The 16,715-nt window shown below is 62.5% G+C and carries 23 protein-coding genes and 2 pseudogenes; 14 read left to right on the forward strand and 11 right to left on the reverse strand.

The window, feature by feature from the left end; translation table 11 throughout:
* Positions 1 to 42 precede the first annotated feature (42 nt).
* Complete coding sequence (locus tag DM992_RS26705) at positions 43 to 654, reverse strand: TetR/AcrR family transcriptional regulator (protein ID WP_111019332.1); 612 nt, start codon at positions 652 to 654, stop codon at positions 43 to 45.
* Between the two features lie 476 nt (positions 655 to 1,130).
* Between DM992_RS26705 and DM992_RS26710 the strand changes: the two genes are divergently transcribed.
* The 10 genes from DM992_RS26710 to DM992_RS26750 all read left to right on the forward strand — a co-directional run bounded on the left by DM992_RS26710 (position 1,131) and on the right by DM992_RS26750 (position 8,773).
* Positions 1,131 to 1,718, forward strand: a complete 588-nt coding sequence (locus DM992_RS26710; protein ID WP_111019333.1) for an SEL1-like repeat protein — start codon at positions 1,131 to 1,133, stop codon at positions 1,716 to 1,718.
* Positions 1,719 to 1,838: 120 nt separating this feature from the next.
* Positions 1,839 to 2,666, forward strand: coding sequence for a hypothetical protein (locus tag DM992_RS26715; protein WP_111019334.1), 828 nt, complete (start codon positions 1,839 to 1,841; stop codon positions 2,664 to 2,666).
* A gap of 115 nt (positions 2,667 to 2,781) precedes the next feature.
* Positions 2,782 to 3,804 (forward strand): hypothetical protein, encoded by a 1,023-nt coding sequence (locus DM992_RS26720; protein WP_111019335.1) that lies wholly within the window; start codon positions 2,782 to 2,784, stop codon positions 3,802 to 3,804.
* Between the two features lie 356 nt (positions 3,805 to 4,160).
* Positions 4,161 to 4,316: a hypothetical protein gene (locus DM992_RS42385; RefSeq protein ID WP_204356127.1), complete on the forward strand. Its 156-nt coding sequence runs from the start codon at positions 4,161 to 4,163 to the stop codon at positions 4,314 to 4,316.
* A gap of 530 nt (positions 4,317 to 4,846) precedes the next feature.
* On the forward strand, positions 4,847 to 5,032 hold the full coding sequence (locus tag DM992_RS26725; RefSeq protein WP_111019336.1) for a hypothetical protein: 186 nt from the start codon (positions 4,847 to 4,849) through the stop codon (positions 5,030 to 5,032).
* Entirely contained in the window at positions 5,033 to 5,299 is a 267-nt protein-coding gene (locus DM992_RS26730) for a DUF1488 domain-containing protein (protein ID WP_034181437.1), read from the forward strand.
* 322 nt (positions 5,300 to 5,621) lie between these two features.
* A complete protein-coding gene (locus DM992_RS26735; RefSeq protein ID WP_111019337.1) occupies positions 5,622 to 7,220 on the forward strand; it encodes a SagB/ThcOx family dehydrogenase in 1,599 nt (532 codons plus the stop codon).
* Between the two features lie 79 nt (positions 7,221 to 7,299).
* Positions 7,300 to 7,536 carry a hypothetical protein gene (locus tag DM992_RS26740; protein WP_239511353.1) on the forward strand — a complete coding sequence of 79 codons (237 nt, stop codon included), beginning with the start codon at positions 7,300 to 7,302 and terminating at the stop codon, positions 7,534 to 7,536.
* Positions 7,537 to 7,601: 65 nt separating this feature from the next.
* Positions 7,602 to 8,321, forward strand: coding sequence for a Crp/Fnr family transcriptional regulator (locus DM992_RS26745; RefSeq protein WP_111019338.1), 720 nt, complete (start codon positions 7,602 to 7,604; stop codon positions 8,319 to 8,321).
* A 248-nt stretch (positions 8,322 to 8,569) separates the two neighbouring features.
* Positions 8,570 to 8,773, forward strand: a complete 204-nt coding sequence (locus DM992_RS26750; protein WP_111019339.1) for a hypothetical protein — start codon at positions 8,570 to 8,572, stop codon at positions 8,771 to 8,773.
* A 504-nt stretch (positions 8,774 to 9,277) separates the two neighbouring features.
* Here DM992_RS26750 and DM992_RS26760 read toward each other — a convergent pair.
* From DM992_RS26760 to DM992_RS26795, 8 genes are all read right to left on the reverse strand, one after another.
* Entirely contained in the window at positions 9,278 to 9,457 is a 180-nt protein-coding gene (locus DM992_RS26760; protein WP_111019340.1) for a hypothetical protein, read from the reverse strand.
* A gap of 326 nt (positions 9,458 to 9,783) precedes the next feature.
* On the reverse strand, positions 9,784 to 10,125 hold the full coding sequence (locus tag DM992_RS26765; protein ID WP_111019341.1) for a hypothetical protein: 342 nt from the start codon (positions 10,123 to 10,125) through the stop codon (positions 9,784 to 9,786).
* Positions 10,126 to 10,170: 45 nt separating this feature from the next.
* The gene (locus tag DM992_RS26770; protein ID WP_105391362.1) at positions 10,171 to 10,377 is read right to left on the reverse strand and encodes a hypothetical protein; all 207 of its coding nucleotides are present in this window, start codon (positions 10,375 to 10,377) and stop codon (positions 10,171 to 10,173) included.
* Between the two features lie 10 nt (positions 10,378 to 10,387).
* Positions 10,388 to 10,600, reverse strand: a complete 213-nt coding sequence (rpsU, locus tag DM992_RS26775; RefSeq protein ID WP_105391363.1) for a 30S ribosomal protein S21 — start codon at positions 10,598 to 10,600, stop codon at positions 10,388 to 10,390.
* 33 nt (positions 10,601 to 10,633) lie between these two features.
* Complete coding sequence (locus DM992_RS26780) at positions 10,634 to 10,843, reverse strand: hypothetical protein (protein ID WP_111019342.1); 210 nt, start codon at positions 10,841 to 10,843, stop codon at positions 10,634 to 10,636.
* A gap of 47 nt (positions 10,844 to 10,890) precedes the next feature.
* Positions 10,891 to 11,175, reverse strand: coding sequence for a hypothetical protein (locus DM992_RS26785; RefSeq protein WP_111020407.1), 285 nt, complete (start codon positions 11,173 to 11,175; stop codon positions 10,891 to 10,893).
* Between the two features lie 737 nt (positions 11,176 to 11,912).
* A complete protein-coding gene (locus DM992_RS26790) occupies positions 11,913 to 12,116 on the reverse strand; it encodes a cold-shock protein (protein WP_034181431.1) in 204 nt (67 codons plus the stop codon).
* Positions 12,117 to 12,411: 295 nt separating this feature from the next.
* Positions 12,412 to 12,696 (reverse strand): hypothetical protein, encoded by a 285-nt coding sequence (locus DM992_RS26795; RefSeq protein WP_111019343.1) that lies wholly within the window; start codon positions 12,694 to 12,696, stop codon positions 12,412 to 12,414.
* An 874-nt stretch (positions 12,697 to 13,570) separates the two neighbouring features.
* Here DM992_RS26795 and DM992_RS26800 point away from each other — a divergent pair.
* Positions 13,571 to 13,786: a hypothetical protein gene (locus DM992_RS26800; RefSeq protein ID WP_111019344.1), complete on the forward strand. Its 216-nt coding sequence runs from the start codon at positions 13,571 to 13,573 to the stop codon at positions 13,784 to 13,786.
* Between the two features lie 200 nt (positions 13,787 to 13,986).
* On the opposite strand, the pseudogene DM992_RS42905 reads toward DM992_RS26800, so the two are convergent.
* Both DM992_RS42905 and DM992_RS26805 read right to left on the reverse strand, forming a co-directional pair.
* A pseudogene (locus DM992_RS42905) lies at positions 13,987 to 14,192 on the reverse strand (chromate transporter); the annotation flags it as partial.
* Positions 14,181 to 14,724, reverse strand: a pseudogene (locus tag DM992_RS26805) (chromate resistance protein ChrB domain-containing protein); the annotation flags it as partial. The pseudogenes DM992_RS26805 and DM992_RS42905, both read right to left, overlap by 12 nt.
* Before the next feature lie 206 nt (positions 14,725 to 14,930).
* Here DM992_RS26805 and DM992_RS26810 point away from each other — a divergent pair.
* Genes DM992_RS26810 through DM992_RS26820 form a run of 3 tightly spaced genes read left to right on the forward strand, consistent with a single transcriptional unit; the run spans position 14,931 to position 16,677 of the window.
* Complete coding sequence (locus DM992_RS26810; RefSeq protein ID WP_111019345.1) at positions 14,931 to 15,203, forward strand: metal/formaldehyde-sensitive transcriptional repressor; 273 nt, start codon at positions 14,931 to 14,933, stop codon at positions 15,201 to 15,203.
* An 11-nt stretch (positions 15,204 to 15,214) separates the two neighbouring features.
* Positions 15,215 to 16,489, forward strand: a complete 1,275-nt coding sequence (gene dmeF / locus DM992_RS26815; protein WP_111019346.1) for a CDF family Co(II)/Ni(II) efflux transporter DmeF — start codon at positions 15,215 to 15,217, stop codon at positions 16,487 to 16,489.
* 2 nt (positions 16,490 to 16,491) lie between these two features.
* Positions 16,492 to 16,677 carry a DUF1289 domain-containing protein gene (locus tag DM992_RS26820; RefSeq protein WP_152855903.1) on the forward strand — a complete coding sequence of 62 codons (186 nt, stop codon included), beginning with the start codon at positions 16,492 to 16,494 and terminating at the stop codon, positions 16,675 to 16,677.
* Positions 16,678 to 16,715 lie beyond the last annotated feature (38 nt).

The raw sequence follows: 16,715 nt of genomic DNA on the forward strand, positions 1-16,715 counted from the left end.
AGTTTTCAAGAATTAGCGGGCGACGTTCCGGCCCCACTCGGATCACGCGCGTTGCGTATGGGCGTCCGCGCGTTTCGCGTGCTCGGTGCCGGTACGTATTTCCTGTTCCAGAAGCGCTTTCGCGGCTTGCCACGCCCGCCCTGCAGATGCCGGATCGTTGAACGCTCTCGCTTCGACTGTTGCACCGTCCAGCAGCATCATATAAACGGTCGCCAGCCGTTGTGCCGTTTCGGGCGAAACGAGATTCGCGAGCAGTTCGGCGATCCATTCGACCATCTTGCGGCGATAGCGGATCGCGACATCCGAGATGGGCGCATACGCCGTTCCGAATTCGGCCAGCGCGCGCTCGAACAGGCAGCCGGCGAATGCCGGCGTATTGAACCACGCTTCGTACCAGTCGAAGATCGTCTTGACCCGCTCGACCGGATCGGCGACGTGCTGCAGTTGCGCGCTGATACTGCCTACGATCAGGTCGTAACGCTGGACCAGCACTTCCCGGATCAGTTCGTCCTTGCTCGGAAAATGCCGATATAGCGTCATTCGGGCGACGCGAGAATCGTCGATTATCCAGTCGACACCGACCGGATGAAAACCGTGTTTCGAGAACAGTTCGGTAGCTTTATCTACCACCAACTGGCGTTTGCTGGCTCGCACGAACGGTTCCCTCCTTGATTCTTCCGACTGCATAGAACGGACATTCTAGCATTGTACCGCTCGGTCACATCCGGTCTCGCCACCGATCTCCCGGACTTGGCGGGCCCGCCCATGATGTGCGTTCGCAAGTTGTCTTGACTATGATATAGACCGATATGTATCATTTGAAACTGGTAAGCGACGGTCGATGCTGCGTGCTTTAAAAAAACTGGAACGTGAGCCATCGATTCACCGCTCGACGGTGCCGCAGCGGGCACAGTGGCGGAATTGAAGGAATGCCGGCGGCGCATTGTGCCTCTTGCCGGCTTCTGGCGATGCAGTGGTAATACGCAAGACAAAAAGAGAACCTGAGAGAGCCTTGGCTACGTGTCGGTGCTGGCGGATGGTATTCGCCGCGCCGCGCGCAAACCGGTGCGCGCTCGCGGGGTGGGATCGCGCGAAGCAGTCGGCGCAAATAGAACTCGAGGAAAGTACTCATGTATCGCCGTTTACTCGCACCGGGGCTGCTGTTGCTGCTGGCCGCGTGCGCGCAGGATCCGTCCGTGACCAGCAACGCGGTGCGGATCTGCGACGACACCGGCTGTTCTGATCGACCTAAAGATCAGGTCTCCTACCAAAATAGGGGCGATGCGGACGATCGCGAAGACCCTCGCATCGTCGCGCTGAAGCAGGCCGCGAAGGCCCAGCCGAAGGCGGCCTACGATCTCGGCCTGCGTTATTTCCGCGGCGACGGCGTGCGCCAGGACAGCTACCAGGCACTCAAGTGGATGCGCGACGCCGCCGAGCGCGGCGACCTGCGTGCGCAGAAGGCGCTCGGCAGCTTCTACCTGTTCGGCCTCGAGGAAATGGGCTCCGATCCGCGCGAAGCGGACAAATGGCTGTCGATCGCGGCCGGCCGCGGCGACAAGGAATCGAAGAAGCTGCTCGAACTCGCGCGCCAGGCGAAGAAGGAAGACGAAGAAGACTGGAAATGGCGCACGCAATGGCGTGACGTCTATTACGGCTACTGGTATTCGGGCTATCCGTACTACGGCGTCTGGAATCAGACGTACTGGTACTACTGACCAGGCCGGAAGCAACGGGGGCGGCAGCGGGGAGACCACCATCGCGCGCCACGCCGGGGGGCTTATCGACGTTCGTACGGACACGTAAGCCGAACAACGACTCTATCGAACGATAACGACATGAAGACCATCCTTTCCCATCGTCTCACCCAAGGTGCGCTGGTTGCAGCGCTTTGTGCGTCCGTCGCGGGCTGCGGCGGCGTGGTGACGCCCGGAGGCCAGAACGCCGGCGTGACGGGTGCCGCGGCAGGCGGCACGAGCGCCGGCGCCGATTCGGGGCTGCAGCGCTGCGCGTCGCCGCTGGGCACGATCGCCGTCGACGACGGCCGCAACGCCGACTGGTGGGGCCCGTTCGGCAGCGCGACCAAGATGACGACGATCGACCCGCTGCTGCGCCTGGCGGTCCAGCAGTCGAACTGCTTCGTGATCACGTCGATCGGCAACCAGAAGAGCGACGCGCGCCTGTCGCGCATCACGCAGCTGCAGCGCAGTTCGGGCGAATACCGTGCGGGCTCGAAGCAGCAGAAGGGCCAGCGTGTCGCGGCCGACTACTACATGGAACCGCAGATCGTCATCAACGATTCGCCGATCGGCGGCATCGGCAGCATGATCGGCGGGCTGATCGGCAACGGTGCGGTGGCGGCGGTGGCCGGCCACCTGCAGACGAAGGCGTCGGTCGTGACGCTGACGCTGTTCGACGTGCGCTCGGCCGTGCAGATCGCGGCGTCGGAAGGCAGCTCGACGGCGACCAACTACGGCGCGGCGCTGGGCGGATTCGGCGGCGGCGTGGGCGGCGCGCTCGCCGGCTTCTCGTCGACGCCGGAAGGCAAGGCGACGGTCGTCGCGTTCATCGACGCGTACAACAAGATGGTCGTCGCACTGCGCAGCTACAAGGCGCAGGACGTCAAGGGCGGCCTCGGCCGCGGCGGCCAGCTCCAGGTCAATTGACGTCCACGGGCCGGTGGTGCGCCGCCGGCCGATTTCCGATACGTGAATGTCCGTGCGCGCGGCGTGATCTGCGCGTATCGGCTTCGTCCGTCCTTTTCGTTCCGAGGTGACTCCGATGAAAGCCTTTGCATTGATCGCATTGACCTGTCTGGCGCTAACCGCTTGCGGCGGCGACGACAATTCCTCGCCCGCATCGTCCGGCAGCGGATCGGGCACGAGCAATAACGGCGGAAGCGGCGGCACGGGTTCCGGCGGTACGGGAAGCGGCGGCAGCGGTGGCAGCGGCGGTTCGGGTGGCTCGGGCGGCAGCACGCTGACGCTGCGTTACGACGCCCAGCCGACCGCGGCGGATCAGGCGAGTTTCCTGACGCTGCTCAACGGTGAAGGCGCGAAGGGCTATCGTTATCTGGGCGACTACTTCTACAGCGCATCCAACGGCGGTTCGCGCTCGATCTTCGTGAACGACGGCACCGTGCAGACCTATACGTACCAGTTGCAGTCGACGCCGGCCGACATGACGGGCTTCGTCAGCCAGGCCAACGCGCAAGGCGCGAACGGCTACCGCTTCGAAGGGCCGCTTACGTACGGCTATCTCTATCGCAAGGACGGCGGCTCGTCGGCTACCTATACGTACGCGACAACGGGCCTGCCGGCCGACACGAACGCGTTCCTCGCGCAGGCGAACGGCCAGGGCCAGTCGGGCTACTGGTTCGTGGGTCCGATGATGGTCGGACCGGTGCAGGCGAACGTGTACATGAAGAACAACGCGTCGAATGCGACCTACACGTACGATGCGCTGGTGCCGACGTCGAACGTCAGCGACTTCATCGCGCAGGCCAACAGCGAAGGCGCGAAGGGTTATCGCGCGAAAGGCGGGATGCTGTTCGGCAGCACGATCTCGTGGGTCTACGTGAAGGACCAGACACAGTCGCCGACCTTCACGTACCAGTCGGCCTCGATCCAGTCGACCGGCGACAGCTTCGTCCAGCAGTCGAACACGTTTGGCGCGCAGGGCTCCGCGTATCTGGGCGATCTCGCGCTCGGCACGACGACCCCGGTGATGGCGTCGTTTTATTTCAAGCCGACGAACTGCACGGGCTTCCTGTGCACGACACTGAATCCGCTCACGCAGAACTGAGCGGGCGCCTCCGGCGTAGTCGCATCGCGCGGGTCATTCGCTGCTGAATGACCCGTGCTCGCTGAAGCGAGTGCCTCAGGTGCGCCACGTCATCCGCGGACGCATCTTTTGCCGCCGGCTTGCCGGCGGTGTTTCGTTTTCGCGTATGACAGAAGCCAGCCAAACGCCGGCCCCTTTTTGTCCGGCGGACCAGAAAACCGGCCGGAGCCGAAGCGAAGCTGCCGGCCTCCATCGACCGTCGGGCCAGGGACACACTGATTCGTTTTCCTGAGGGACAGAAGCCGTGCCGGACGCTGGTTTCCGCGAGTGCATCACCTACAATGTAAAGATGGTCGCGACCTGTCAAGGAGGTTGCCATGACTCAGTCGATGATTAGCTTTGTAGTTGGCCTGGCGGTCGTATTCGCCATCGCGGTCATGCTGGCGCTGCGTTACCTGCGCGACCACAAGGGCGAAGGGATGGTTCAGTGGCTTGATGCACATCACATGGGCTGGCTGCACCACAAGCACTGACGACGTGGTCAACGATGCGGTTCCGATCCCGCTCCACGGAGCAGTGACGATAGTTGTGCGCGACGCTGAACAAGCCGCCGCGTACGCTGTGCGTCGCTTGGGTCGTGGGGCCGGGAAAGTGCTGGCCGGCGGCCGCCAAGTCCGGGTTGATGACAGGAGTGTGGCCTGGAGGGAATCGTGCCGCTGATGGCACTGACGCGAGATAGCGCTTGCGTGGCCGTGATATAGGGCGCATTCTCATGAGGTTCGATGTGCGCGACCGGTGATTTTGTTTCGACTCCTTACGCTTCCCCTATCCGCACAGTTCCGCAGAACGCTCACCACAACGACCCCGCGCGCGAACGTCGAAGCTGCGAACGTCGTGCGTCAACCCGGCCCCCCGCGAGGCTCGATCCGGCAGTTCAGGGCGCAACAGAGGCCGTCGGCGGCAAGCCCGCGGGTCGTCTTCGTGCCTCCTGCAGGGCGGACGACGACGAAATTCGGTCACCGCGACGGTCCGGACATTTGAAATTCACTTTTCGGGAACCGGCATGCCCAAGCAAACCGAAGGAAAGTCCGCCACGTCCGTCAGGCAAAACGATTACGTCGACGTGCAGAAGTCCCGCGCCCAGGCACTGAAGCGCGCGGACATCGAGCGCGCCGAGAAGCGACGCGAAAATGACGCCCGCCTCGATGTCAACGCGAGCAAGTGGCGTTATATCTGCCAGGAGGGTTAGATGGGAAAAATCGACGCGGCACTCAACTTTCCTAATCCCAGTCGCACCTACGACATGTCCAGACACTGCGTGTGCTTCTGGGGCTACGACAATGCTCGCGAGATTACCTTTCTGGTCGACGATGCGATGCTGGCGAAACTGAACTCCGACATGGATTCGAGCGAGCCCGCGTTGCTGGCGGCCTTCGACCGCAACCGCGACCGGATCCTCGGGCTCGCCAGAGATCTTTACAAGGGCGGCCCCCAGAACAGGTACATGATCTCGTGAGACGGGGCCGCTTTACGCACGCACCCGACCCGACGTACGCCTTCCTTCCGACCTGTACTGGCCGTGGGTAATCGTCCGCGGGCGTCGGGACTGCCGATCGTTCGGGCGGAGAGCCCGGGCGGCTCGGTCCGGCGAGCCCGCGACTATTTCCTGTCGATCGCATACTGAAGACCTCGGGGAAAACAAGCACTCGCACCTAGGCGAATTCGACTTGAAGGAAGGTGCGTACCGGATTCGACGACGTGATGACGGCCGCGCTCCTGCGTCGAGCCATCCGGTTCTGTGCAGTCGCGTGTGCGGGTATTCCGGGTCTGAGGTGGACATGGATCGGTTAAGGCATGCGCTGCTCGATTATCACGAACGCAGCAAGCACCGTCTCGACTTCTACGCTCCCGGCCCCGGGAGGCTCGACTGGGCAACCCAGCCGGACCCGTTCCGGGTGTTTCGCGGCGCACCGCGCGTTGCTCTGCCATTAGACGCGGACACGCTGGCCACGCGCTACAACGCGTTGCGTTGCGGCAACCTGCCGCCCGCGCACGAATTCGATCTGTCCAGTCTGGCAATCCTGTTCGAACTCTCGCTCGGCTTGTCGGGGTGGAAATCCTATGGGGCGCAGCGGTGGGCATTGCGCTGCAATCCTTCGAGCGGGAATCTGCACCCGACCGAGGGCTATCTTCTGTGTCCGGCGCTGCCTGGCTTGTCCGCAGGCGTCCACCATTACCTGAGCCGGGATCATGCGTTTGAACATCGTGCCGCGGTGGACGAGCCGCAGTGGACCGACGCGTTCTCGGGAAGTGGCGTCCTGGTCGGCATCAGCTCGATCCATTGGCGCGAAGCGTGGAAATATGGAATGCGCGCCTGGCGCTACTGCCAACAGGATTGCGGCCATGTCGTCGCTGCGATGAGTTATGCAGCCGCCGCGCTCGGCTGGCAGACGCGGTTGGTGGAGGCGGCTGCGGATGATGCAGTTGCCGATTTGCTTGGAGTGGATCGCCGCGAAGATTTCAGCGAAGCCGAAGCGGAGGCACCGGACCTTTTGCTCTGGATCGGCAACCCCGAGATGCGACCCGATCTCGAGAGCATGCGGCTCGCGTTGGGTAGCGCACAGTGGCACGGGCGCGCCAATCAGCTGAGTTCGGGGCATGTGACGTGGCCGGACATCGATTCGATTCATCGCGCCACGCACAAGACCCGCACTCGCGAGCCACCGTCGCCGAACCCGGAGCCGTGCTCGGCGCCGGCGACGCCAGCCCTCGATCTCGGCTTCGCCCGAATCGCCAGACAGCGTCGCAGCGCCGTGAATTTCGATGGCACGACGCGCATCGGCGACGCGGCCTTCTTCAGCATGCTGACATGCCTGCTGGCACGTTCCGGCACACCGCCGTGGAATGCGCTGACGTCTCCAGCCACGGTGCAGGCGGCGCTGTTGGTGCATCGTGTCGACGGCCTGGAGCCGGGCCTCTATATGCTCGCAAGAAACCCAGGCGCACTGCCGAATCTCAAGCAATCCCTGCGTTCGGAATGGCTGTGGCAAAAGACCGGACCGGACGACCTGCCGCTCTATCTTCTACTGCCTTACGATTTGCGCGCGACGGCAAGGTTGATCTGCTGCCATCAGGATATCGCCGCCGAGTCCTGCTTTGCGCTCGGGATGATCGCGAGATTCGAAATCGCGTTGGAGCAACCATGGCGCTATCGCCATCTGTTCTGGGAGTGCGGGATGCTTGGCCAGGCGCTCTATCTCGAAGCAGAAGCCGCCGGCGTGCGCGCGACGGGGATCGGCTGCTTTTTCGATGATGAAATGCACGCATTGCTCGGCGCGAAGGATCATGTCTGGCAATCCCTGTATCACTTCACCGTCGGTGGCGCGGTGGACGATCCACGTTTGTCGGCATTTCCGCCGTACGAGAGACAGCCTTGACGGACAGCCCGCGCGTCGATCCTGTCCGGATTCGACCTCTCCGGTCAATTTCATCCGGAGTGCTAGGATGATTGAACACATGAAGAAAGTCATCATGGACGATTTCACATTCAGTACCAAAACCCACTTCGCACGCATTCGTGTGATGGAATCTGCGCGTGGCGTGTACCGAGGCTATGTGTATTTGCGCCGAGCCGACGAGGGGCCGAACGATGATCCCCCATACCAGACCGATTTCGATCGGGAGCAGTACGATCTCGCGCTCGAAGACGCCAAGATCCTCGCGCAACGTCTGCTTCGCGAGTTCGAATCTTGAGCCGATGACGCTTCGTGGCGTCGCGCCGCTCCGGGTGGAGGCCGCAATCACTGCAGGAGCGACCTATGTCGGGGCAGCCATCTCCGATTGACAATCATCTGCTCGCAGCCTTGCCGGCAGAAGCTCTGGCGCATATTTCGCCGCATCTCGTGCTGGTCGACATGCCGTTGGGAAAGGTGCTGTACGAGTCGGGTGGCGCGCTCAGCCATGTCTATTTTCCAACGACATCCATCGTCTCGCTGTTGTATGTGATGGAGGACGGTTCGTCAGCCGAAATCGCCATCGTCGGCAACGACGGGTTGATCGGCATCGCGCTGTTCATGGGGGGCGAAACGACCCCGAGCCGCGCGATTGTCCAAAGCGCCGGACACGCTTACCGACTCGATGCACGCATCCTGAAAGAAGAGTTCCGTCGAGGCGGGTCGACGCAGCGGCTCTTGCTGCGCTACACCCAGGCGCTCATCACCCAGATGGCGCAAACCGCCGTTTGCAATCGACATCATTCAATCGATCAGCAGCTTTGTCGATGGCTCCTGCTCAGTCTCGACCGGCTGCCATCGAGCGAACTGAAAATGACGCAGGAGTTGATCGCCAACATGCTCGGTGTCAGACGGTCGGGCGTGACGGAAGCTGCGCTGAAACTTCAGGATGCCGGGTTGATCCGGTACAACTATGGACACATCGAGGTATTGGATCGCGCCGGGCTCGAAAAGCGCGTGTGCGAATGCTACGGCGTGGTCAGGCGAGAATTCGACCGCTTGCTTCCTGATTTGAAACGCCTTTAGAACCGGCACCGAGGCCACGTGCCTGTCCGTGCCATCGGGTCCGTACGGCAGCGTACCGACTGCCGGCGCCCGCAGGCGCATGCTTGTTTGTGACGTACAGACAGCCGATCGGCCGCAGACTTCATGGAGATGGGTACGCCGTGATGGAAGCGGGCCGTTGCGATCCATATCTCTTGCACAGCTTGATCTCGACTCGGGCGGTGCAAGCCAGTCCATGACGAAACGCGGTTGCTTGAGGGAGCTTGTTGATGAACGATCATCCGAAACGAGAAAAGAATTCGCAGGACGGGCAACAAGAACACGCGGACGCACGCGCGACCGACGACGGCATGCCCGTTGTTCATCCGGACTGGCAAAGACGCCATACCTTTTCGTGGAAAGCCGTCACGCCCAAGCAACGCATTTCCGATGCAAGGAAACGGCTGGGCATGGGTTTCATGTCGAACCATTGACCCACGTGTAGCAAAACTCCTCGTTCTCAAACAGCACGAGGAGCCGCCCCAGCAAGGCGGAACTCGAAGCCGGCCAAGCGCCGGCTTTTTACTTTGGCACGTCGCTCGTTACGACAAACGGCGCCTGCAATGCCGCGATGTCCGTCGTCGGGCAGCGGCGCCAAGGGTGCCGGTTCTTTATGATTATCCCGATACGGGACAACGTCGTCGCAGTGATCGACGAGCATATGCAAACGACCGCATTTGAACCCCGCTGCGGGAGATGATTGGTTCATCGATGCTGCAAGCACTCGTCCGCATCGAACGAGCAATTGCCGGCCCGCTTGTACGAGCGATGTCGTTGCGCGGAGCAACGCGGGATCACGGCGAGCGCCGAATTCTCGATCCGCCTGCGCCAGCGTATCTGACGCCGAACCGTCCGCGGTGCAGCCTGCGCGATGCGCGCACGACGACGCGAGGCGCGAACGTCAACCGCCGCCTGTGCCGGGAGCAGTGCCGCGTCATTTACTTCACCCGATGGTCGGGGCTGAAATAGCGCCACTTGCTCGCATTGGAGTTGATGTGGGTGTCGTTTTGCGTACGCCTGTCGGCCCGTTCGATGTCGGCGCGGGCGAGGTCGTCGCGCAGCTTTTGCCGGGTTGCCTGATCGCGTCGATCGATTGCCGTGCTTTCCTGGTATTTCATGGTTCCCTCGGAGCGAAGTGAGCGGGTTGTCGGCCAGTCGCGGCGAACTCGCTGCGGTTGGTGGGGCGGAGCTCTGCTGGAGCGATCTCGCCGTCGACGATGCCCCTGCCGAATTGCATGGCCAGTTCGACGGCGAACACCGCCGTTTGCGGCGCGCCTTCGTGGAAAACGGCCGTGTCGCGCGGCTCGGCCGGGGAGGCGGTCGGGCTGCGCAGCAGCCGGCGGCACGGTTGTTGCCGATCGATCGAGTGATGCCGGGTTGCAACCGGCGGTCTGCGCCATCTGCGTGATTGGACGCATTGTCGCTCGTGCGAGTGCTGCCGCGATCAGACCTGCTCCCTGAGGTAGCGGATGCACTTCATCCGTAGACTCGCCCGACCGGCGAGAGCGTCTCGTGGAGGGGGCGCCGGGTCTTTCGCCGCATCAGGGAGCGGGTCCGGCAATGCAGCGTGGTCGACCGGGCGGACCGACTTCGCTATCTGAAGCGACGCATGGCCGATCCAGACACGATCGCGCCACTCGCATTTCGCGCGATGGACGATCAGCCAGCCTTGCAGCGATTCGACGAGCTGAAAGGGCGACAGCCACTCGCGCGTCTGCCTTTGGGTGACGAGTTGCAGGACAACAAGGAAATAGAGCAAATCTACGTACTTGGTCGGGACGCGCATAGTCCATCTTCTGGTTGTCGACGCTCGCGAGTGTGCCGCGTCGACTCATCCCTGAATGCTGAGCGCCTTCTCGATCGCAGCAATCAGTTTGAACGCATCGTCCCGCCCGATCAGAAAACCGCGGCTGGTGTACTCGCATCCGAACGCATAGAAGCTCGGCAGCAGCGTCACCATGTCTTTCTGCTGATCGAAATCGACCTCGCATTTCGTCAGCGGGAAAAACGGCGGAGCTTCGCCCGGCATGTTGTACACGGTGTGTTCCCTAGTACATTTTGCGGGGCGGCAACATGCGCTTCGCCCGCAGGCGCTGCCTGGAGACGGCGCTGGCCTTTTTTCGCTTGCGTTCCGTCGTGGGTTTTTCGTAGCTGGTGCGACTGCGCAACTCCCGAATCAGCCCGGTTTTCTCGATGCTGCGTCGGAATCGCCGCAGCGCGACGTCGATCGGTTCGTTGACCTTGAGTGTGACTGTTGTCATGTGGATCCTGTTTGGGAACGTTTGAACGGAGAACTAGCCGAGTCGTGTCATGACGGCGCTCGCTATCTCGTCGGACTCGAATTCCGAATATCCGGCGCCGATCGATAGTGCGCGTACCGCCACGAACATTTGCAGTTCTTGCTGATGGCTTCGTGCCGAGTCGGCGATTCCGGCGGGCAGGACGGTGCCGGTCCAGCTGACCTCACGTCGTCTGATCAAGCCGAGTAGTTCGTCGATGATCATGTTGTCCTCCAAATCGCCGACAGATTGCGTTGCGTTGACGGGGCGCGTCAGAGCCCGTTGGAAAAGAAGCCCTGTTTCTCGCGATTGTCGTCGATGATGTTCTCCGCGTAGCGCAGCGAAGCGCGACGTGCGTCACCGGCGCTGTCAAACGGGGAGTTGTCGTGCAATCTGAACGTCTGGCTCTGCGTCACCGTGTCGGTGGTGCCGCGAAGGCAAATCTTGACTGCCGCGTCGAAACCGGCGTCGTAGTTATGCGGACAGCCATTCGGCGCCGGTACGTGGGGGTAAATCAGTGGATAAATCTCGAATCCACGGTAGACATGCATGCTCATGGCAAACTCCTGGCGTTCGGCCACCACGAATTGCATGGGCGAACACATCCGGCCAGTATCGCCGTTGCAGGGCGTGCCGGTAGGGTGAAAGGGACAACGTTGCAGCGCGAGGGAGGGGCGATGCAGCAAGAGGATAGATGGAGGGGTGAGCAGCCAGACGGCAAATGATCGCCCGAATGAATCCATCATACGCGCATCGTATGTTGGGCGTTCAACTTATTCCGGATCGTGCGCGTCGATGCGCTTCGGCCCATCACGTCGAGATCGCGCTGCACGGCAGCGGTGGCTGCCTCTTTACCTCTTCGTCGCGCAGCGGTTGGCCCGATCCGCTATTACGGAGCAGGCGGGCGCTTCTTCGGCCGCGATTTCGCGCTAGCGGGAGCCTTGGGCGGCACCCAGTTCAATGCCGTGCCGAGCTTGGGCAGGGCCATGGCAGGCTTGGTGCGCGGCGGCGGCGCCTTGTTACTGCGAGGTTGACTTCTGGTCATGCGGGTTCTCCTGCTGCGCGGCTTGAGCGATCCGTCGAGCGGGACTCGTCCGATCACGCACGCGCGGCTGGACACGCGCGCTGCGAGGGGCTGGGCATCTGCATACGCACATGTTCGACGGCCGAATGCGAAACGGACGACCCGGTCGAGCTTGCATCGGGACGCGTGGCGCCCGCGATGGAGGTGCGTATGCGCAGGATGCGGCAGTTACGTGCCGCTCCGTGAACGGGACTGACGGCTTGTGGGGACTTACAGGCCGGTAATGTTCGACGCCTGCAGGCCTTTGGGGCCGCTCTTGGTTTCGTAGCTGACTTTCTGGCCTTCGGCGAGCGTCTTGAAGCCGTCGCCGCGAATCTCCGAGAAATGCGCGAACAGATCGTCTCCGCCGGCGTCAGGCGTGATGAAGCCGAAGCCCTTGCTGTCGTTGAACCACTTGACGGTACCGGTATCCATGTTAGATCTCCTGAAAATGGACGAGCGTATGCGCCCTGAATGGACGCGGGAAAAATAATCAAGGAGGGAGAGGACAACGAATACCGCAGGCCGCGGTTAATGATGGGCAGCAATCGCGCTTCTTGAATACTTCAGCGGTTGACAGTACGCCTCGGCAACGAAGGTGTCAAGCGCTTTCGGCCGAGGGGCAGAGCAAGCGACTGCCCGGGAAAATCAGCATTCCGTAAAAAAGATGCGCGAAAAATCCCCGCGCGGCCCTTCGTCACCCTGGCAGCACGCCGTCCCTGCGGCAACGTCAGAGGGTTGCCAGCAAATGCAACTGATGCTCGGTCTCTGTTCCAGTGATCAACGTGAAGAACCCCGTTTCCCGACGCTCGATCATCGAAAGGCCCTCTGCGTCCGAGAAGATATTCCACGCGATGTCATCGACATGTGCGCACCTTCCGCGAGTCCGCGCGAACGCTCGCAACAACGGGCTCGCTTCGCGGCGGAGCACCAGGCGGTCTGCATTCAACACATAGGGCGGCCAGCCGGCACGAAGGACGAGGTAGTGGGGAATGGAACTGCGGTCGATTTTCATGGGTGGCGCTGTTTGTTCCAGGGAGGGCTTACGTTAGCCGGTCCAACTCGTGTCGACGCCGTTCGATTCGCAGAATATCGCGCGAATGCACCCGTTGATATCTCCGGCCGGCACAACCCGGCACTGCCTGCTCGAAGCCTGCGACGCCTGATGAAGCCATCCATGCGAAGCGGCGCCGATGCATGGCCCGGCACACGAATGATGTCGCCCCACAAGTGCCGTGACCGCTTTCCGGAACCGGCGAGGATACATACGAAAACGACCGGCCAGACCTCGGACCTCTTGCGGGTGCCCGATTCTCGAACAGACGCGCGAATGTCGAGGGAAGCTGGCTCCACTATACGCGCTGTCGCCGTGATTCGTGCCGTGCTGTCGTGTGACGGTCCGCTGTGGCGGCACGCGTTCTCAGGAAATTTCGCTATGCAAATTTATGGAACGGCGTAGCATCGAATGGTTGGATGACTCGTGACCGGTTCCAACGCATTGCTCAGCGTGCTCCCATGAATGCGATCGGGCTTCTCGTCGAATCTGGTGAAAGGCGACCGATCACCCGAGCACGCTTGATAAGTGTTTGACACCCCTTTCTTGTCCCACCGCTCGAGTGCGGCTCCGAAGGAATTCCGGAGCAACGGGCTTCAATCCCTGCCCAGGGGCAGCATTTCGCTCGCTGGCCTATCCGTGACCATTGCTACGACGTCGATACGGATGTTTTCCCGAGGTCGGTATCGGGTTGCGCGCCGCGGTTCGAAAGCGGGATGGTGCGTCGTGAATCCAGTCAGGACGCCGCCCGGATCAAGGCACGGCTGCAAGTCCGACACTTTCTTGTGCTGCTCCCGCGACAGCCTGGTTCGCGGCAACCAAACGGGAGGAGAAAATGCTCTTCAATACGACACGGTTCCGGATCGATCCGACGCCACGCAGGGCTGATGGGGAGTACATCGCGCATGTGAGGATCACCACGATGCTTTTGGATGGCGGTGAGCGAGAGGTTCACTCCAGCGGCGATCTGGCTGGCTTCGATGCGCGGGACGACGCGGTTGCATACGCGAAAAAGTGGGCAGAAGGATGGCTGAACGCCCAATTTGGTTGAAGGCGACGGGCACTTCGTCCGAAGCGTTCGCCGCGGGGATCGAACCGCAATGAGCAAGAAGCCGGTTTCGACAGGGAGCGCAGCCGAAGCGATCGCTTCGTGCCCGGCGTACTGGCGAGAACGGGTTCGGTCCGGCGGTCGACGGGCGTGTGCGTCGGATCGATGCCGCTCGGCAGGCCGCTGGCCGCCGGCAGGTTGGCGCCGGCGACGATGGAGAGCCATGCGATTCCCGATTCCGTGACGAAGGTCATGGCAGCCAGCGTGATGAAGATCGCCCACAGCAGCTTGTCGTTGCCGACGGTCTTTATGTGAGCTTGTACACGCTCATCGCGATGATGCCGACCACGGCGGCCGCGACGCCATAGAAGACCGCCAGCATCCACGACAGCCCGCCGAAGTGCGCATGGAGCGAGTCAAGCACCGCTCATCTGTTCCAGCAGCTGATCGTCGTTTTCCGTGTGTTGACGCGTGCCGGCCATCACGGCCGCGAAGCCGACCGCTTCGGGGGCGGCGGGACCGCCGACGTCGAGCGCATGCTCGATCTCGCCGAGCCGTATCAGCGCCGGGTCCTTGTCGAGACCGAAACTCGCCAGCAAGACCTCGAACGTCACGCGCTCGCCGACGTGCGTGAACGCGGCGCCGTCGAAGCCGAAGCCCAGTGCATCAGGCGGGCAATCCGCGGGCGATGCGAGCCAGACGAAGCGGCGCGCGCGTCGATGAAGCGGCGGATCAGCCATGCGCTGGCAACACGGTCGACCCACATTCGCTGACGGGTGGCCCAGGTGCAGCCCTGGTACTCGTCGGCAGCAAGCCGGCGGATGGCGCGATTTGCGGCGGCGGCTCGCCCGGCGACAGCAGCGTGTCGACCAGCGCGATGAAGTCCTGCAGCGCGACTTCGGCGCGGGGCGCCGCATCGCCCGGAAATAGTCGATCGCGCGATCATGTGGAGAGTGCTACTTCCTGAGGCTCTACAAGATTGCTTTCGGGGACGGGCGGCGTGGCGTTGTGGGGCATGTGTAGCGGCGGTCAAGCACTGGTGGTTCGCAGTTCGAGCTCAACCTTTCGTGTCGCTGAATATACTCCTCCCCCCTATATGGAAAGTCCTTTCCGGATATACTCCCCCCCGGTATATCAAAGGATCGCCATGAGCCACACCGTCAAGGAAAAGCAGAAGCTGCTGAATCGTGTCCGCCGGATCAAGGGACAGGTCGAAGCCATCGAACGCGCGCTGGAGGAAGAGCGCGGCTGCAACGAAATCCTCCAGCTCATCACGAGCGGCCGCGGTGCGATGAACGGCCTGCTCGCGGTCGTGCTCGAGGATCACATCCGCAGCCATCTTGTCGATGCCGACGGGCACGCGGACGAGGGCAGCGCGACCGAACAACTGATCGAAGTCGTTCACAGCTACTTCAAATAATCGGGGCAGGGATGAGCGACTTCAGGAACGACGCCTTCGGCGCAGGGCACGACCACATCTTTCTCGGCGCCGCGCACGAACAGAACGAACGCAGGACCTGGATGGTCATCGGGCTGTGCGCGGCGATGATGGTGGCCGAGATCGTCGGCGGGTCGATTTTCGGCTCGCTGGCGCTCGTCGCGGACGGGCTGCACATGTCGACGCACGCGGGCGCGATGCTGATCGCCGCGCTCGCGTACACCTATGCGCGCCGGCATGCAAGCGACCCGCGGTTCGTGTTCGGCACGGGCAAGCTCGGCGACCTGGCGGGCTTCACGAGCGCCATCGTGCTAGCGATGATCGCGCTGCTGATCGGCTATGAAGCGGTTGCGCGTTTGCTCGCGCCCATCCCCATCCATTTCGGCGAGGCCATTCCGATCGCGGTTGCCGGCCTGCTCGTCAACATCGCGAGCGTCTGGCTGCTGAGCGGCGATCACCATGGGCACGGTCATGGGCATCACCACGGGCACGGGCGCGACGATCACGACCATGACCACGATGACGTGACGCACAAGGTCTTCGACCAAAGCGGCGCGTTCTTCGTGTCGATCTTCGAAGACGGCGTGCCGCCGGTGTTCCGGATCTCACCGGCGATCTCAGGCACGACGCTCGGCGACGTCACGGCTGCATCGATCACGACGACTCGTCCGGACGGTACGCGGCAGGCGTTCGCGATGAGCGTGCGCGGTGCGTGCCTGGAGTCGCTCGAGAACATTCCCGAGCCGCATGAATTCACGGCGATCGTCCGGTTGAACGGGCGCGAGCACGAACTCGCATTCGAGGAGCACGACCATGGCGCGTCCGCGGTTGCCGCGCGCGATCACAACATCCGGTCGGCCTACGTCCACGTGATTGCAGACGCGGCGGTCTCCGTGCTGACGATCGTCGGGCTGCTGCTCGCGCGCGCGTTCGGCTGGCTCTGGATGGATCCGCTGGCCGGCATCATCGGTGCGCTCGTGATCGCGAACTGGTCATACGGATTGATGCGCGACACCGGCGGCATCCTGCTCGACATGAGTGCGGACCGTCGGTTGGCGGACAACGTGCGCAGCGCAATCGAAGGCGGCGGCGACACGATCAACGACCTGCACGTCTGGCGTCTCGGGCCGGGGCACATGAGCGCGGTCGTATCGGTGGCGACGGACGACCCGAAGCGGGATTCGCGCTTCTATCACGGCGTGCTCCAGCGGTTCAAGGGTCTGTCGCATGTCACCGTCGAAGTCGTGCCGGCGACAAGGGGGCAATAGGCATGGCAGTCAAATCGCCTTGCATCGACGTGTGCTCGTTCGACGGCAGGACGGGCTACTGCGTGGCGTGCCTGCGAACGCGGGACGAAGCGCGCGCGTGGAAGAAGATGACGGATCATCGGCGTCACCAGATCGTGAACGACCGGGCCCGGCGGCAGGCAAAACTCGCGCGGGAAACATCGGACTGATCGCGCAATCGCGGCGATCGCGGCAATCGCAGCGATCG

This window comes from Burkholderia sp. JP2-270 (assembly GCF_003233675.1).
Classification (GTDB): Bacteria; Pseudomonadota; Gammaproteobacteria; order Burkholderiales; family Burkholderiaceae; genus Burkholderia; species Burkholderia pyrrocinia_C.

Excerpts from the sequence above, each read along its gene's own strand:
- DM992_RS42385 (WP_204356127.1), top strand. The coding sequence starts at position 4,161 with ATGACTCAGTCGATGATTAGCTTTGTAGTTGGCCTGGCGGTCGTATTC.
- DM992_RS26790 (WP_034181431.1), bottom strand. The coding sequence starts at position 12,116 with ATGGATACCGGTACCGTCAAGTGGTTCAACGACAGCAAGGGCTTCGGC.
- DM992_RS26810 (WP_111019345.1), top strand. The coding sequence starts at position 14,931 with ATGAGCCACACCGTCAAGGAAAAGCAGAAGCTGCTGAATCGTGTCCGC.
- DM992_RS26715 (WP_111019334.1), top strand. The coding sequence starts at position 1,839 with ATGAAGACCATCCTTTCCCATCGTCTCACCCAAGGTGCGCTGGTTGCA.
- DM992_RS26760 (WP_111019340.1), bottom strand. The coding sequence starts at position 9,457 with ATGAAATACCAGGAAAGCACGGCAATCGATCGACGCGATCAGGCAACC.
- DM992_RS26745 (WP_111019338.1), top strand. The coding sequence starts at position 7,602 with ATGTCGGGGCAGCCATCTCCGATTGACAATCATCTGCTCGCAGCCTTG.
- rpsU (WP_105391363.1), bottom strand. The coding sequence starts at position 10,600 with ATGACAACAGTCACACTCAAGGTCAACGAACCGATCGACGTCGCGCTG.
- DM992_RS26750 (WP_111019339.1), top strand. The coding sequence starts at position 8,570 with ATGAACGATCATCCGAAACGAGAAAAGAATTCGCAGGACGGGCAACAA.
- dmeF (WP_111019346.1), top strand. The coding sequence starts at position 15,215 with ATGAGCGACTTCAGGAACGACGCCTTCGGCGCAGGGCACGACCACATC.
- DM992_RS26795 (WP_111019343.1), bottom strand. The coding sequence starts at position 12,696 with ATGAAAATCGACCGCAGTTCCATTCCCCACTACCTCGTCCTTCGTGCC.
- DM992_RS26730 (WP_034181437.1), top strand. The coding sequence starts at position 5,033 with ATGGGAAAAATCGACGCGGCACTCAACTTTCCTAATCCCAGTCGCACC.
- DM992_RS26780 (WP_111019342.1), bottom strand. The coding sequence starts at position 10,843 with ATGATCATCGACGAACTACTCGGCTTGATCAGACGACGTGAGGTCAGC.
- DM992_RS26785 (WP_111020407.1), bottom strand. The coding sequence starts at position 11,175 with ATGAGCATGCATGTCTACCGTGGATTCGAGATTTATCCACTGATTTAC.
- DM992_RS26735 (WP_111019337.1), top strand. The coding sequence starts at position 5,622 with ATGGATCGGTTAAGGCATGCGCTGCTCGATTATCACGAACGCAGCAAG.
- DM992_RS26740 (WP_239511353.1), top strand. The coding sequence starts at position 7,300 with ATGAAGAAAGTCATCATGGACGATTTCACATTCAGTACCAAAACCCAC.
- DM992_RS26800 (WP_111019344.1), top strand. The coding sequence starts at position 13,571 with ATGCTCTTCAATACGACACGGTTCCGGATCGATCCGACGCCACGCAGG.
- DM992_RS26765 (WP_111019341.1), bottom strand. The coding sequence starts at position 10,125 with ATGCGCGTCCCGACCAAGTACGTAGATTTGCTCTATTTCCTTGTTGTC.
- DM992_RS26710 (WP_111019333.1), top strand. The coding sequence starts at position 1,131 with ATGTATCGCCGTTTACTCGCACCGGGGCTGCTGTTGCTGCTGGCCGCG.
- DM992_RS26820 (WP_152855903.1), top strand. The coding sequence starts at position 16,492 with ATGGCAGTCAAATCGCCTTGCATCGACGTGTGCTCGTTCGACGGCAGG.
- DM992_RS26725 (WP_111019336.1), top strand. The coding sequence starts at position 4,847 with ATGCCCAAGCAAACCGAAGGAAAGTCCGCCACGTCCGTCAGGCAAAAC.
- DM992_RS26720 (WP_111019335.1), top strand. The coding sequence starts at position 2,782 with ATGAAAGCCTTTGCATTGATCGCATTGACCTGTCTGGCGCTAACCGCT.